This window comes from Agrobacterium tumefaciens (assembly GCF_005221385.1).
In the GTDB taxonomy this organism is placed as follows: Bacteria; Pseudomonadota; Alphaproteobacteria; order Rhizobiales; family Rhizobiaceae; genus Agrobacterium; species Agrobacterium tomkonis.
Genome location: NZ_CP039903.1, coordinates 1,799,620 through 1,814,205 on the forward strand (window position 1 = coordinate 1,799,620; position 14,586 = coordinate 1,814,205).

Here is a 14,586-nt window from a genome sequence, read left to right on the forward strand (position 1 = left end):
CGCACTATCAGCCCTTGGAGCCGAAAATATCGGAGAAGGTCTTCAGGTCCTGTTCGGAGTTCTTCAGCGCATCAGCGGCGCTGAGCGGCAGAACCTTGATCTTGTCGCGCGCCGGGAACCCTTCCGGCATGCCGGCATCGGCACGAACAGGGATGTAACCGAGCTTGACGAAGCCCTGCTGGCCCTTTTCAGAAAGCACGTAATCGACGAACTTCTTGGCCGCTTCCTCGTGCTTGGTGCCCTTGATGATCGCGACCGGTTCGGTGACGGCGGAAACGCCCTCTTCCGGGAAGACGAACTCGACCGGTGCGCCCTTGGCCTTCTCGCGGATCGGCATGTAATCGACGACCACGCCATAGGCCTTTTCGCCCGAAGCGACCGACTTCAGAACCGCACCGTTGCCGCCGCCGGCAATGGCTTCATTGGCCTTCAGCTGCTTGTAATAGTCCCAGCCGAGACCATCGGCAGCAGCAAGCGTCTGCGCATGGATCAGCGCCGCACCCGAGGTCAGCGGGCTTGGCATCGTCACGAGACCCTTGGCTTCAGCCTTGGCCAGATCCTTCCAGCTCGTCGGCTTCATTGCGGCAGCGGTGTTGTACATGATGCCTGTTGTGATGAGCTTGGTGGAATAATAAAAGCCGTCCGCATCATAAAGCGAAGCGTCGATGTTCTTGGCTTCGGCAGACTTGTGGGCCAGCAACTGGCCAGCCTGCTTCATGCGCTCGAGCGTCACGGTATCGGCGATCAAGAGCACGTCGGCAACCGGATTGCCGGCGCTGATCTCGGCCATCAGCTTCGCCATGATCTTCGGCGTTCCGTCACGCACCCATTCGACTTCGAGACCGGGATTGGCGGCCTTGAAACCATCAACGGTCGCCTGCGCGTCCTCGTTCGGCTGGCTGGTATAGAGCACCAGATCGGCAGCATTGGCAGCGGTGGCGATGAAGCCGAACGATACGATGGCGGTGAAAGCGGAGAGCAGCGTTTTCATGGGTCCAGTCCCTGTTGTTGGTGGGACCGCTAAAACATGATTGCATAACATGTATGTGACAGGCAGGATTTTTGGGGGATGATCTCCTTAATACATGGGAGCGTCAGGCAGGAGAGTGCAACTCTTATTGGAGATTGCGGCTTACCCCCCTCTGCCCTGCCGGGCATCTCCCCCACAAGGAGGGAGATCGGCAGGAGGCGCTACCACCGCTCCATTCGCAAAACGTTGAGATGGGCGAAACCCAACCACGAGTCGATCTCCCCCCTTGTGGGGGAGATGTCCGGCAGGACAGAGGGGGGTGAAGCCACACCCGCCGCCATTTCCTAGAGACGCTATCAAATCGCCGGAAGCACTTCGCCCGTTTCCGCCTGTGCCGTCGTAATCAACCGGCCAAGCCGCTTCATACCCTCTTCGATCATCGCCTCGTTGGCGCAGGAGAAGCTGATGCGCAGCGTGTTCGTACCCGAGCCATCCGCAAAGAAAGCACGGCCGGGAACGAAGGCCACCTTTTCCGTGGCGATGGATTTCGCCAGCAGCGCGGCCCCATCCATACCCTCAGGCAGCGTCACCCAGATGAACATGCCGCCTTCCGGCTTCGTCCAGTGTGTACCCTTCGGCATGTACTTGTCGAGCGCGGCCAGCATCGCATTACGGCGGGCGCTATAGGCGGCCTTGATCTTGGCGACTTGGCTGTCGAAGCCACGCGAGGCAACGCGTTCGATGGCGATCTGGTTGATGGTCGAGGAATGCAGGTCGGCGGCCTGCTTCATCAGCACCAACTTGCGGATCACTGGCGCGGAAGCGACGATGTAACCGACACGAAGGCCCGGCGCGAGCGTCTTCGAAAAGCTGCCGCAATAGATGGTGCGGGTATTCTCGATGCCGCCCGAACGGGAGATGTCGAGCGCCATGATCGGCGGAACAGCCTCGCCATCGTAACGCAGCGACTGGTAGGCGGCGTCTTCGATGACGGCGATATCCAGCTCGTCTGCCAGCGCCAGAACCTTCTCGCGGCCGGCCAGATCAACTGTTTCGCCGGTGGGGTTGGAGAAATCGGCCGAGAGATAGGCGAACTTGACCGCACCGCCATGCTTGGCGGCGGTTTCGCGATAAGCCTCGGGCGTACGGTTGCCGCCGGGATTGAGCTGATCGTAATTCGGCTCGTAGGCGTTGAAGGCGGAGAGCGCGCCGAGATAGGTCGGCCAGGTGACGAGCGCCGTATCCTTCGGCGACAGGAACAGCTTGCCGAGATAATCGAGACCTTGCTGCGAGCCGGAAACGATGAAGACGTTGTCGGCGGTGCAGTCGATGCCGATGTCGGCCATCTCGCCCGCCAGCCATTCGCGCAGCGGCTTGTAACCCTCGCTCACCGAATATTGCAGCGCTGCATTGACCTGCGCACCGGAAAAAATTTCCGCATAAGCCTGCTGGAATTCCTCTGCGGGAAAAAGAGCCGGGTCCGGAATGCCACCGGCAAAGGAAATGATATCGGGCTGCTCGAGCAGCTTCAGCAGCTCGCGGATTTCAGACGCTTTCATGCGCGAAGAGCGCGTGGCGAAAATTTGTTCCCAATCAAGCATGGGTACGTTTCCTCTTGTGTCGTTTTTATGCGTGCATCTTTACAGAAATGTCGATATGTCAGCAATACTGACTTATCAGTTTTTCGAATTATTTCTGCCTCCCTGCACGGTGTCCGCCACAGCCTCGCATTCGCGGCCGTTTTTCCGGACAAAGCCAGATACACCCTCCGGTAAAGCTTAACAATCTTCCGTTTGAGATTGACGCCACACGCATTTCCGGCTGGATTGCGCGGCAGTGCCGCAAATGGCGTGACCATGATGGGAGTTCGAACACATGTTGAAAAATATCGACCCGGCGCTGAATGCCGATGTTCTGCACGCGCTGCGCGCCATGGGTCACGGCGATACGCTGGTGATATCGGACACCAATTTCCCGTCCGATTCGGTTGCCCGCCACACGACGGTCGGCAAGGTGCTGCATATCGACAATGTCTCGGCCGCCCGCGCCATGAAGGCAATCCTGTCAGTGCTGCCGCTCGACACGCCGTTGCAGCCCTCGGTCGGGCGCATGGAAGTGATGGGCGCGCCCGATCAGCTGGAGCCGGTGCAGGCCGAGGTGCAGCAGGAAATCGACGCGGCGGAAGGAAAATCCGCGCCGATGTACGGTATCGAGCGTTTCGCTTTTTACGAAAAAGCCAAGCAGGCCTATTGCGTCATCACCACTGGCGAGACGCGGTTTTACGGCTGCTTTCTGCTGACGAAGGGCGTTATCCAGCCGAAGTAAGCGGCTACTGGTAATGGAAGCGGCACTGAACAATCTCCAGCTTTTGCTCGCTTCCAGACCCGGACACCCGATAGACAAAGCGATGCTCGCCGGTAATTCTCCGCGACCAGTAACCGGCCATGTCGCCCTTCAAGGGCTCCGGCTTTCCAAGCCCTGAAAAGGGTGTGCGTTTGGCATTTCGAATAAGGTCGGTGATTTTCTCGACCATGCGGGCATCGGTTCTCTGCCAGAACTCATAATCGTCCCACGAACTCAAGCTCCAGACGAGCTTCATTCTTCGGTCGGATCCCGCTCGACTGTATTTCCACGTTCAAGCTCCTGCATGGAATTGCGAAGCCGTGAGGCGTTTGCAGGGTTGGAAAGCAGATGCAACGTTTCCTGCATGCTCTCATATTCACCTTCAGCGAGAACCACCACGGCTTCCTTACCCTGCCGGGTAACCAGCAGGGGCGCCCGCGTCTCGAGAACCCGGTCGAAATGGGTCGCGAAGTTCTGACGGAATTCCGTAAATCGCACATTTGCCATAGAAGCCGCCTTTCGGAAATATGTACAGATTTATGTACGCATTCGACGACGAAAGTCAAGGTTACGTAGTTTGCCCCAGAACGAAAAAGGCCGGAGCTTTCGCTCCGGCCTCCATATCTTCCACCAAACAATGAAGCTTAGTTGACAGCCTTGTCGACCAGCTTGTTCTTGCCGATCCAGGGCATCATGCCGCGCAGCTTGGCGCCGACTTCTTCGATCTGGTGGGCGTCGTTATTGCGACGAATGCCCTTGAAGCGGGCGCCGCCGGCCTTCCATTCCTGCATCCACTCGGAGGTGAACTTGCCGGTCTGGATGTCGTGCAGGACGCGCTTCATTTCAGCCTTGGTGTCGGCAGTGATGATGCGCGGGCCGGTGACGTATTCGCCCCACTCGGCCGTGTTGGAGATCGAGTAGTTCATGTTGGCGATGCCGCCTTCATAGATCAGGTCGACGATCAGCTTCACTTCGTGCAGGCATTCGAAATAGGCCATTTCCGGTGCGTAACCGGCTTCGACCAGCGTTTCGAAACCGGCGCGGATGAGCTCGACGAGACCGCCGCACAGAACGACCTGTTCGCCGAAGAGGTCAGTTTCGCACTCTTCCTTGAAGTTGGTTTCGATGATGCCCGAACGACCGCCACCAACGCCACAGGCGTAGGAGAGAGCGAGTTCAAGCGCATTGCCGGAAGCGTTCTGGTGAACGGCAACGAGGCAAGGAACGCCGCCGCCCTTCTGGTATTCGCCGCGAACCGTGTGGCCAGGGCCCTTCGGTGCGATCATGACGACGTCGAGCGACGCCTTCGGCTCGATGAGGCCGAAGTGAACGTTGAGGCCGTGTGCGAAAGCAATCGCTGCGCCGTCGCGGATGTTGCCGGCGATGTCGGCCTTGTAGATGTCGGCCTGGAGTTCGTCCGGCGTCGCCATCATCAGGAGGTCGCCCCACTTGGCAGCTTCGGCAACGGTCATGACCTTGAAGCCGTCGGCTTCGGCCTTCTTGACGGTCGGCGAACCGGCCTTCAGAGCGATGACGACGTTCTTGGCGCCGGAATCCTTGAGGTTCAGCGCATGGGCGCGGCCCTGGGAGCCGTAACCGACGATGACGACATTCTTGGACTTGATGAGATTGAGATCGGCATCACGATCATAATAAACGCGCATTTTATGGTCCTTCCCTAATGCTTGTCTCTCAGTTGTCTGAACCGGAATGTCAGGCGGGTTTGCCGCTGAGTTCCGAATGTACCTTTTCCGTGCCGTAGAGGGTCAGAAAGGCGACGACCGCCTTCTTCGCCCGGCCGGAAAAATCCTTGTCCGGCGCCTCGCCCAGCAGCATGCGCACATGCAGATCCGAAACGATGAGGCCGTAAAAACTGCGATATGCCTCTTCGGCATCATCGAAACGCAGGTAGCCGGAACGGCGGCCCGCCTCGATCAGCCCGCGGGCGCGGCGGTCGATCTGACGACGGCCGCGTTCGAGCAGCAGATCGCCGAGCTTGGAACCGTCGCGGCTCGCCTGCCCTATCGCCAGACGGTTGAGCGCCAGCGACACATCGCCCGCCAGAACGTCCAGCAGATCATGCGCAAAAACTTCGAGATGATCGGCCAGCTGCGGCGCGGAGACGCGGTCGCCCGCCTTCTCGAAGGTGCGCACCTTGCTCTGCTGAAAGGTGATCATCGCCGCCAGCAGACCGTCCCGGTCGCCAAACCATTTATAGAGGCTTTCCTTGGAACAGTTGGCCGCGCGCGCCAGACCGGATGTCGTCAGCGCTTTCTCTCCGCCCTCGACCAGAAGACGCAATGCCTGGTCCAGAACGGCGTTCTGGCGCGGCGAAAATTCCTGCGCTGTGATCGGGTCGGAAGCCAAGTCTTTTCCACTCCAGAGGCTCGATTAATGTACCGTACGGTACGGTTCGAGCGCCATTTAAGCGGAGGCTGCGTTGGGGTCAAGCGGATTCTTCAGGGGAGGATGAGAATTGACGTGCTGCCCCGGAGTATGACTGCAAGCTTGAGGTGAGCCTCCAGGGAATTTTGCGTGGGTAGCGGACCGAGGTGGGTGGGGTTTACCCCCCCTCTGCCCTGCCGGGCATCTCCCCCTCAAGGGGGGAGATCGACTCGTGGTTTGGTCTCGCCCATTTCAACGTTTGCAAATGGAGCGACGGTAGGGCCTCCTGCCGATCTCCCCCCTTGAGGGGGAGATGCCCGGCAGGGCAGAGGGGGGTAAGCCCCACGCACCTCAGTCCGCTGTTAATGAACCACTGTCCCAAAGAACCAATCTACCCAGCCGCGCTGATCTCCCGCGATGCATCGATATCCCGCGACGGCGATAACCCGTAGAAACGGCTATATTCACGGCTGAACTGCGATGGGCTCTGATATCCGACGCGATGGCCGGCGGTGCCCGCATCCAGCCGCTCCAGCAGCATCAGCCGCCGCGCCTCATGCAGCCGCAGCTGTTTCTGGTACTGAACCGGCGTCATGGCCGTGATCGTCTTGAAGTGATGGTGGAAGGACGAGACGCTCATGCCGATATGATCGGCCAGATCCTCGATACGCAGCTGGCGTGCGAAATTCTCGCGCAGCCAGGCAATGGCGCGGGCGATGCGGTTGCCATGGCTGCCGGCCGCGATGATGTTCATCAATTGCCCGCCCGCCGGCCCGGTCAGGATGCGGTAGAGGATTTCCTGTTCGATGAGCGGCGCCATGGCGTCAATGTCGGCTGGACGATCGAGCAGACGCAACAGGCGGATAGCCGCATCGAGAAGTTCCGGCGTTGCCGTATTGACGACGATGCCGCGCTGCGCATTCGCCGGCTCAGCGGGCGGATCGATGGGGACGCGGCGCATGAGATCGAGCAGCTTTTCACTGTCGATGGCAAGCGCGATGCAGAAATGCGGAACCTCCCTGCTCGCCTCCACCACCCGCCATGCAACCGGCAGGTCAAGCGAGGTCAGGAGATAGTCACCCGCGCCATAATTGATGGTGTCCGTTCCCAGCTGAACGCTTTTCGAGCCCTGGATCACCATCGCGAGACACGGGCGATAGCTGCCGTGGCACGGCGCGCTCGGCGTCGTGCGCCGGCTGATGCCGAGAGATCCGATCGCCGTCTGCACCTCGCCCTCGCTGGTGGCGTGCCGCGCGGCAATGGAGGCGATCTCCTGATAGACATTGAACGGCAAGGACATAGGGGAAATCCCTTAACTGAAGGAAGAGATGCGTCTGATGCCTTTTATCTAGAAAGCCTCTGCGTCTGCGCAAAGAGCGCGCCCGCATATTTTTGCAGGATCGTGCAAAAAGGCTGGAGGATCGCTCTAACGCCCTGTCGCGCTTCCATCGCATATTCCGTCGTCCCCAACCCCCGAAAGGATATTCAGATGGCCATTGCTAGAGGTTACGCTGCGACCGATGCGTCGAAGCCGCTTACCCCGTTCACCTTCGAACGCCGCGAGCCGAACGATGACGACGTCGTCATCGATATCAAATATGCCGGCATCTGCCACTCGGACATCCACACCGTCCGCAACGAATGGAAGAACGCCGTCTACCCCATCGTTCCCGGCCATGAAATCGCCGGCGTCGTGAAAGCCGTCGGCTCCAAGGTCACGAAGTTCAAGGTCGGCGACCATGTCGGCGTCGGCTGCTTCGTCGATTCCTGCGTCGGTTGCGCCACCCGCGATCTCGACAACGAGCATTATATGCCCGGTCTGGTCCAGACCTATAATGACGTCGATCCGTTCACGAAGACCGCAACCCATGGCGGTTATTCCGACTCCATCGTCGTCAAGGAAGGTTATGTCCTGTCGATCCCGGACAACCTGCCGCTCGACGCTTCCGCGCCGCTTCTGTGCGCCGGCATCACGCTCTATTCGCCGCTGCGCCGCTGGAATGCGGGTCCCGGCCAGAAGGTCGCGATTGTCGGCATGGGCGGCCTCGGCCATATGGGCGTCAAGCTCGGTGCAGCCATGGGCGCGGATATCACCGTTCTCTCCCAGACGCTGTCGAAGAAGGAAGACGGCCTGAAGCTCGGCGCGAAGGAATATTACGCCACCAGCGACGCCTCAACCTTCGAGAAGCTGGCCGGCACTTTCGACCTGATCATCTGCACGGCCGGCGTCGCCATCGACTGGAATGCCTATCTCGGCCTCCTGAAGCCCAAGGGCAGCATGGTCGTCGTCGGCGCACCGGAACATCCGATCCCGGTCCACGCCTTCGCGCTCATCTTCGGTGCGAAGAACCTCTCCGGCTCGATGATCGGTTCGATCAAGGAAACCCAGGAAATGCTGGATTTCTGCGGCGAGCACAACATCGTCTCGGAGATCGAGACGATCAACATCCAGGACGTCAACGAAGCCTATGAGCGCGTGCTGAAGAGCGACGTGCGTTACCGCTTCGTCATCGATATGGCGTCGCTCGACGCTTAAGCGTTGGATCGGGCAAACACGCCACATCCACACGCCGTCACCCCGGACCAGACCCGCGGTCCAGCCAGCCCAAGTCCTTGGGCTGAAAACTCTTCTCGCCGCGCAGACGCGCGTCGGCTGGATGCCGGATCAAGTCCGGCATGACGGAGGAGTAGTTTGGGGCAGCTGTCATGACATAAGGGCGGGAAGCACATGCTTCCCGCCCTTTCTTGTTGCCCGCCCGACGCTCAGGCCTCGTCCTTCAGCGTCTCTTTCTGGGTAATCAGCCGCGCGCTATGCTGCCCGCTCAGATAAATCCACAGCCAGCTCCATGCCACGGCAAGCCGCGAACGTGTTCCGATCAGGAAGTAGATGTGGGCAAGGCCCCAAATCCACCACGCCAGCACGCCCTTCAGCTTGAACCTGCCGAAATCGATCACCGCCGCACGTTTACCGATGGTGGCGAGATTGCCCTGATGGCTGTAGCGGAACGGTGCCGGCAAGGGTTTGCCGTCCAGCCGCGCCCTGATGACCTTTGCAACATAAGCGCCCTGCTGCTTCGCCGCGGGCGCAATGCCCGGCACCGGCTTGCCGTTTTCCTGATTGACGGCGGCCGTATCGCCGATGACGAAGATGTCAGCATCGTCTTCCAGGTTGAGATGCGGCCCGACAATCGCGCGTCCCGCCCGGTCGGCAGCGGCATCCAGCCACTTCGCGGCGGGAGACGCTTGCACGCCGGCGGCCCAGACAACGGTGCGGCAGGCATAATAGGTCTCGCCCACCGTCACGCCCTCATCGGTGCAGGCCGTCACCGGCGTACCAAGCAGAACCTCGACGCCGAGCTTTTCAAGCGCTTCCTTGGCATAGGCGGAAAGATCCTCAGTGAAAACCGGCAGGACGCGGGGTCCGGCCTCGACAAGCAGTACGCGGGTCTGCCGGGTGTCGACATTGCGGAATTCCGGCGGCAGCGCCTTGTGGGCCAGTTCAGCAATCATGCCTGCCATTTCCACGCCCGTCGGCCCTGCGCCGATAATGACGAAGGTCAGCAGCGCCTGCCGTTCCTCTTCGCTGGTGGCGAGTTCGGCCCGCTCAAAAGCCAGAAGCAGGCGGCGACGGATTGTCGTCGCATCTTCAAGCGTCTTGAGGCCGGGGGCGGAACGCTCCCACTCGTCGCGGCCGAAATAGGCGTGGCGGGCGCCGGTTGCCAGCACCAGCGTATCGAAACCGATCACCTGACCCGAACTTAAATGCACGGTCCGCGCCGCCCGGTCTATGCCGGTCACCTCCGCAAGCAGGGTCGTCACCTCCTTGCGGTCGCGGTAGAGATGGCGGATCGGCCAGGCGATTTCAGATGTCGCGAGAGCTGTCGTTGCAACCTGATAAAGCAATGGCTGGAACAGGTGATGGTTGCGGCGATCGATCAGTGTAATGCGGACAGGGGCCCCCTCCAGCCCATGTACCAGTTGCAAACCGCCGAAGCCTCCACCCACGACGACAACATGATGTTCTTGCATATGTCTCTGCCTTCAAAAGCTCGCGCACGGAGCATGCGCAGGCAAAGCATAGGCGAAAAAATTGACTTTGGTTATGAAATAGGCTGACCGCAGGCCTGACAAAAACGCCGGACTGTTTCAGCCATGCCATATTCCAGCGCATCCGCCGTCAGCCCGTGACCGATGGAAACCTCGGCCAGATAAGGAATGCGTTTCATCAGACTGGGTAGGTTTGCGACGGTGAGGTCATGGCCGGCATTGACGGCAAGTCCGAGCGCTCTCGCATGATCCGCCGTCTGTCCGAGCTTTTCGAGAAGCGCGTCGCCCTTTTGCGGATCGTCAAAGCAGCCGCCATAGGGGCCGGTGTAAAGTTCGATACGCGCCGCACCTGTCGCAGCCGCCAGTTCCACCGGCTCGCGTTCCCCGTCACCATCGGCGAACAGCGAAACCCGCATGCCACCGGCCTTCAGGCGTTCAACCACTTCCTTCAGGAAAACGCCGTGCTTCCGGAAATCCCAGCCATGGTCTGATGTCGCCTGCGAGGGATCGTCAGGCACAAGCGTTACCTGCTCCGGCTGCGTCTTTTCGCAAAGAACGAGAAAATCTTCGCTCGGATAGCCTTCGATGTTAAATTCAGCCTTGGGGAAGCTGTCATCGATCAGAGCGCGTAGCACCGGCAGGTCTGAAAAGCGGATATGGCGCTGATCGGGACGAGGGTGTACAGTCAGGCCGCTTGCACCCGCAGCGAGTGCCAGTTGCCCGAAATGCGCGACATCCGGCCACGGAAGATCGCGGCGGTTCCGCAGCATGGCGATTGCATTGAGATTGACGGAAAGTTTTGCGGGCATGGCGTCGGGCTCCGGTTCGGAATCTGCATCCTGTTTCACGCAGGTTGACGCCGACCGCAAGGAGGCCGATAAAATTTTTTGGAACACGGGAACGAAAACACACAATACACGTTACGGTTCTTATGTAGCATTTGGCATGATGTCTTGATCAGAAGACAGACCGTTGCGGGGGAACAAGCAACGGAGGTCTTTTAAAAGCAGGCACGCCGCCAAAGAGCGCAAAGGGGGAAACAATGCAGGATGGCCGTATGCCGTTTGAACACGGCGACGAGGACAAACCCAATCTAAGGCTCAGCAGCTTTTTACCTGAGATAAGCCTGCCCTCTTCCCTGCCCGCCGAACCGGTACCCATTGCCGATATGGCCAATATCTTCGGAGTGACCCACCGAACGCTTCATTTCTACGAAGAAAAGGCGCTGCTCACCTCGAAGCGCATCGGCCAGATGCGGGTCTACACCCACCGCAACGTCCAGCGCATGGCCGTCATCAATGTCTGCCGCGAAGTCGGCATTTCGGTTGCCGCCATTACCGAGATCATGGAAAAACTCGTCCGCTCCCTGTCGCAGGAAGAGGCAGACGACATATTCCACGTCGCGCTGAGACAGCGGAAGAGAGAGTTGACGGCCGAGCTTTCAACCCTTCAGCGTCAGGCACAGCAGATCGAGGAATTGCTCGTCATCGATAGCGATGCGGACGGCTTCGACGGTGCTGAACGCGGTCCGGCAAAGGACATCGCCCTCACCGATACCGAACGGAAATGTCTGGAACTGATGGCAGAAGGTTATGCCCCGGTGCGGCTCGCCCGGGCTCTTGGCCTTTCGGGCAGCGATCTCAATGCGCTTGAGGCGAAGATCATTGGCAAATTCAGTGCCAGCAACCGCTTTCAGGCGGTCGCCAAGGCAGTCCTGCTGGGTGTTATCCGCGCATAAAAGCCTGTCGAGGAAAAGTGCATAGCGATTTTCCGCCCGGACAATGCGCAGACAAGGAGATCGAGCCAATGCCCAATCTCAACGAACGATCGTAAGCGTCTCGGCCGCGCGGGTAATGGCTGTGTAAAGCCAACGCTCACGTGAATCCCGGAATGCATAGCTCTCGTCGAAAAGAACTACATTGTTCCACTGCGAACCCTGCGCCTTGTGCACGGTCAGCGCATAACCGAAATCGAACTCGTCGTAACGCTTGCGGGTCGACCACGGTATTTCGGTCTCGACATCCTCGAACGCCGCCTTCAGCAGTTTGATCTTGGCTGCACCGCGATCCATATCGTCGTCTTCCGGCCGGATCATCAGATTGATGCCGGGTTTCACCGTCTCGCGCGACGAACTCATCACCTGCCAGAGCGAGCCGTTCAGCAAGCCTTTGGCCGGATCGTTCCTGAGGCATACCAGCTTGTCACCCGATTGCGGATAATCGGCCGAAAAACCCTTCAGTTCGCGAAGTCGCTGATTGTAACGGCGGCGCGTGCGATTGGTGCCGACCAGCACCTGATCGGCTTCCAGCACCAGCGATTGCGTCACTTCTGACTTCGAGATCACCTGCGCGGAACCATAATCGCCGCGCATGATCTCGCGGCCTTCGCGCACATCCATGGCAAGATGGATGATGGGATTGTCCTTGGCCTGCCGATGGATTTCCGACAGAAGATAATCCGGCTCCTGCTCGGTGAAGAAACCGCCGCCCGATACCGGCGGCAACTGCCCTGGATCGCCAAGCACGAGGATCGGCGTGCCGAAGCTCATCAGATCCTTGCCAAGCTGTTCATCAACCATCGAACATTCGTCGATGATGATCAGCGCCGCCTTGGCAAGCGGGCTCTGGCGGTTGATGGAAAACATCGGCGCCACCGAGGTCTTGCCGGTCTCCTCGTCTTCCACCGTTTCTTCACCGCGCGGGCGGTAGATCAGCGAATGGATGGTACGGGCATTGGTTGCCCCGCGCGAGCGCAACACCTGCGCCGCCTTGCCGGTGAAGGCCGCAAACAGCACTTCGCCATCGACATTTTCCGCGAAATGTTTGGCAAGCGTCGTCTTGCCCGTTCCGGCATAACCGAACAGCCGGAAAACCGGCGTCCGGCCTTCCTTCAGCCAGCGGGAAACAGCCTTGAGCGCTTCGTCCTGTTGCGGTGAAAATAACATGCGCCCTCATCGCAGGATTCGAGCCTCATGCGCAACAGAAAAAGAACGAAAGATGAATCGCGCCGCCAGAATGCGGCAATAAAACACGGCTGGTTTTTAAACCACGACGGCTATCATACCGCGTATGAAGATATTGATTCTCGGCGCGACAGGTTTCATCGGTTCGGAGGTAGTGCGTAGCCTCCACGGCAGAGGTCGCGCCGTCACCGGGCTGGCACGCTCCGTGGGACGCGCCAAAGACAAGTGGCCTTTCGCGAACTGGATTGCCGCCGATCTCGCCCGCATGACGCACCCAGGAAATTGGGATGCGCTGGTCAGGGATCATGACGCCATCGTCAATTGCGCCGGCGCGCTTCAGGACGGTCTTTCGGACGACCTTGCCGCGACACAGGAAAAAGCCATGCTGGCGCTTTACGAGGCTGCGGCGCAGGCGGGCGGCAAGCTGCTCATCCAGATATCGGCCCGCACGGCGGGAGCCGCAGCCGACCTGCCCTTTCTCGCGACCAAACGCCACGCGGACGCGGCACTGGCCGCAAGCGGCCTGTCTTACGTCATTCTTCGCCCTGCCCTGGTTGTCGGGCGCAATGCCCATGGCGGCACGGCACTGGTGCGCGCGCTTGCCAGCTTTCCGCTCATGCTGCCACTCGTGAGCGGCACGATGCCGGTTCGCACGGTCGCGGTCGAGGATGTGGCGGCAGCCGTCAACGCGGCGATCGATGGTGAAATTCCGGCGGGCAGCGATCTCGAACTTGCTGCCGGGGAAGCACTGACATTGCGGGACGTGGTCGTCACCCACCGGCAGTGGCTCGGCCTGTCCCCTGCCCCTGTCATAAACCTTCCCGCGGCCTTCATGCGTCCCGTCAGCCTTGTGGCGGATGCCGCGGGCGCGCTCGGCTGGCGCTCGCCGCTGCGTTCGACCGCCATGACGGTCATGTCGGAAGGCATCGTGACGGAGGGTGAGGCGCGACCGAGGACGTTGTCGCTCAAGACCCTGACGCAGACGCTGGCCGCCCACCCCTCCGGCGTGCAGGACCTATGGTTTGCCAGATCATATTTGCTCAAACCGCTGGTCATCCTCTGCCTGTCTTTATTCTGGCTGCTGTCCGGCCTCGTGCCGCTGCTGAACATCAATGGAGCAGCAGCGCATTTTCTGCCTTTCATGCCGCAGTCACTGGCCGTGACCCTCACACTCGCCACCTGCCTCATCGATATCGCCCTCGGCGTTACCGTCCTGTTTCGCCCGCTCGCCAGAAAGGTGCTCATCGGCATGCTGCTGGTCAGCGCGGCTTACCTCGCCGGTGGCAGCCTGCTGGAACCGGGCCTGTGGATCGATCCGCTGGGCCCCTTCGTCAAGGTCCTGCCTTCCATCGCCCTGACGCTTGTTGCCCTCGCCACGCTGGATGAACGCTGATGACGCTTGAGGAACTGCTGCGGCTCGCCCACGTCATCGGCGCAACGGTGCTGTTCGGCACCGGCGCAGGCATCGCATTTTTCATGGTGATGGCGCGGCGAACGGCAAACCCGGCGCTGATCGCCCATGTGGCGGGCACCGTCGTTATCGCCGATACGATCTTCACCGCCACGGCGGCGATCATCCAGCCGGTTACCGGCTATTTTCTGGCGCGCATCATCGGCTGGCCGCTGACCGAAGGCTGGATCGCCCTTTCGCTTGGTCTTTATGTCTTCACCGGCATTTTCTGGCTGCCGGTGGTGTGGATACAGATTCAGCTGCGCAATATCGCCCGAGACTGCGCCGCTACGGGACACGCCCTGCCGGCGCAATGGTTCCGTCTTTACCGCATCTGGTTCGTCTGCGGTTTCCCCGCTTTCTTCGCGGTCCTCGGCATTATCTGGCTGATGCTCAACAAGCCGGATATTCCTCTATTCGGCTGATACC

Annotated in this window: 15 protein-coding genes; 5 read left to right on the forward strand and 10 right to left on the reverse strand. The window is 60.0% G+C overall.

The window, feature by feature from the left end; all coding sequences use genetic code 11:
- Positions 1-7: 7 nt before the first annotated feature.
- Complete coding sequence (locus tag CFBP6623_RS09095) at positions 8-991, reverse strand: ABC transporter substrate-binding protein (RefSeq protein WP_046798132.1); 984 nt, start codon at positions 989-991, stop codon at positions 8-10.
- Positions 992-1,326: 335 nt separating this feature from the next.
- The gene (locus CFBP6623_RS09100; RefSeq protein ID WP_046798131.1) at positions 1,327-2,571 is read right to left on the reverse strand and encodes a PLP-dependent aminotransferase family protein; all 1,245 of its coding nucleotides are present in this window, start codon (positions 2,569-2,571) and stop codon (positions 1,327-1,329) included.
- Between the two features lie 274 nt (positions 2,572-2,845).
- Here CFBP6623_RS09100 and CFBP6623_RS09105 point away from each other — a divergent pair, with 274 nt between their 5' ends.
- Positions 2,846-3,295: an RbsD/FucU family protein gene (locus tag CFBP6623_RS09105; RefSeq protein ID WP_080841965.1), complete on the forward strand. Its 450-nt coding sequence runs from the start codon at positions 2,846-2,848 to the stop codon at positions 3,293-3,295.
- Between the two features lie 4 nt (positions 3,296-3,299).
- Here the strand turns inward: CFBP6623_RS09105 and CFBP6623_RS09110 are convergent, their stop codons facing one another.
- The 5 genes from CFBP6623_RS09110 to CFBP6623_RS09135 form a co-directional block, all read right to left on the reverse strand.
- On the reverse strand, positions 3,300-3,569 hold the full coding sequence (locus tag CFBP6623_RS09110) for a Txe/YoeB family addiction module toxin (RefSeq protein WP_080841964.1): 270 nt from the start codon (positions 3,567-3,569) through the stop codon (positions 3,300-3,302).
- Positions 3,566-3,820, reverse strand: coding sequence for a type II toxin-antitoxin system Phd/YefM family antitoxin (locus CFBP6623_RS09115; protein WP_046798128.1), 255 nt, complete (start codon positions 3,818-3,820; stop codon positions 3,566-3,568). Before CFBP6623_RS09115 ends, CFBP6623_RS09110 begins: the two co-directional genes overlap by 4 nt.
- Before the next feature lie 137 nt (positions 3,821-3,957).
- The gene (gene ilvC / locus CFBP6623_RS09120) at positions 3,958-4,977 is read right to left on the reverse strand and encodes a ketol-acid reductoisomerase (protein ID WP_046798127.1); all 1,020 of its coding nucleotides are present in this window, start codon (positions 4,975-4,977) and stop codon (positions 3,958-3,960) included.
- Between the two features lie 49 nt (positions 4,978-5,026).
- Complete coding sequence (locus CFBP6623_RS09125; protein ID WP_046798126.1) at positions 5,027-5,680, reverse strand: TetR/AcrR family transcriptional regulator; 654 nt, start codon at positions 5,678-5,680, stop codon at positions 5,027-5,029.
- 409 nt (positions 5,681-6,089) lie between these two features.
- Positions 6,090-6,998, reverse strand: a complete 909-nt coding sequence (locus CFBP6623_RS09135; RefSeq protein WP_080841963.1) for an AraC family transcriptional regulator — start codon at positions 6,996-6,998, stop codon at positions 6,090-6,092.
- Between the two features lie 189 nt (positions 6,999-7,187).
- Here CFBP6623_RS09135 and CFBP6623_RS09140 point away from each other — a divergent pair, with 189 nt between their 5' ends.
- Positions 7,188-8,234, forward strand: a complete 1,047-nt coding sequence (locus CFBP6623_RS09140) for an NAD(P)-dependent alcohol dehydrogenase (protein ID WP_052817970.1) — start codon at positions 7,188-7,190, stop codon at positions 8,232-8,234.
- A gap of 227 nt (positions 8,235-8,461) precedes the next feature.
- On the opposite strand, the gene CFBP6623_RS09145 is transcribed toward CFBP6623_RS09140, so the two are convergent.
- Both CFBP6623_RS09145 and CFBP6623_RS09150 read right to left on the reverse strand, forming a co-directional pair.
- Complete coding sequence (locus CFBP6623_RS09145) at positions 8,462-9,727, reverse strand: NAD(P)/FAD-dependent oxidoreductase (RefSeq protein WP_046798123.1); 1,266 nt, start codon at positions 9,725-9,727, stop codon at positions 8,462-8,464.
- A 71-nt stretch (positions 9,728-9,798) separates the two neighbouring features.
- Positions 9,799-10,554: a pyridoxine 5'-phosphate synthase gene (locus CFBP6623_RS09150; RefSeq protein WP_046798122.1), complete on the reverse strand. Its 756-nt coding sequence runs from the start codon at positions 10,552-10,554 to the stop codon at positions 9,799-9,801.
- Positions 10,555-10,787: 233 nt separating this feature from the next.
- Between CFBP6623_RS09150 and CFBP6623_RS09155 the strand changes: the two genes are divergently transcribed.
- Positions 10,788-11,483 (forward strand): MerR family transcriptional regulator, encoded by a 696-nt coding sequence (locus CFBP6623_RS09155; RefSeq protein WP_046798121.1) that lies wholly within the window; start codon positions 10,788-10,790, stop codon positions 11,481-11,483.
- A gap of 78 nt (positions 11,484-11,561) precedes the next feature.
- On the opposite strand, the gene CFBP6623_RS09160 is transcribed toward CFBP6623_RS09155, so the two are convergent.
- Positions 11,562-12,689, reverse strand: coding sequence for an ATP-dependent DNA helicase (locus tag CFBP6623_RS09160; protein WP_046798120.1), 1,128 nt, complete (start codon positions 12,687-12,689; stop codon positions 11,562-11,564).
- A 124-nt stretch (positions 12,690-12,813) separates the two neighbouring features.
- On the opposite strand from CFBP6623_RS09160, the gene CFBP6623_RS09165 reads away from it, so the two are divergent.
- Both CFBP6623_RS09165 and CFBP6623_RS09170 read left to right on the forward strand, forming a co-directional pair.
- Entirely contained in the window at positions 12,814-14,100 is a 1,287-nt protein-coding gene (locus tag CFBP6623_RS09165) for an SDR family oxidoreductase (RefSeq protein ID WP_080841962.1), read from the forward strand.
- Positions 14,100-14,582 carry a DUF2269 family protein gene (locus CFBP6623_RS09170; RefSeq protein WP_046798118.1) on the forward strand — a complete coding sequence of 161 codons (483 nt, stop codon included), beginning with the start codon at positions 14,100-14,102 and terminating at the stop codon, positions 14,580-14,582. Before CFBP6623_RS09165 ends, CFBP6623_RS09170 begins: the two co-directional genes overlap by 1 nt.
- Positions 14,583-14,586: the final 4 nt, after the last annotated feature.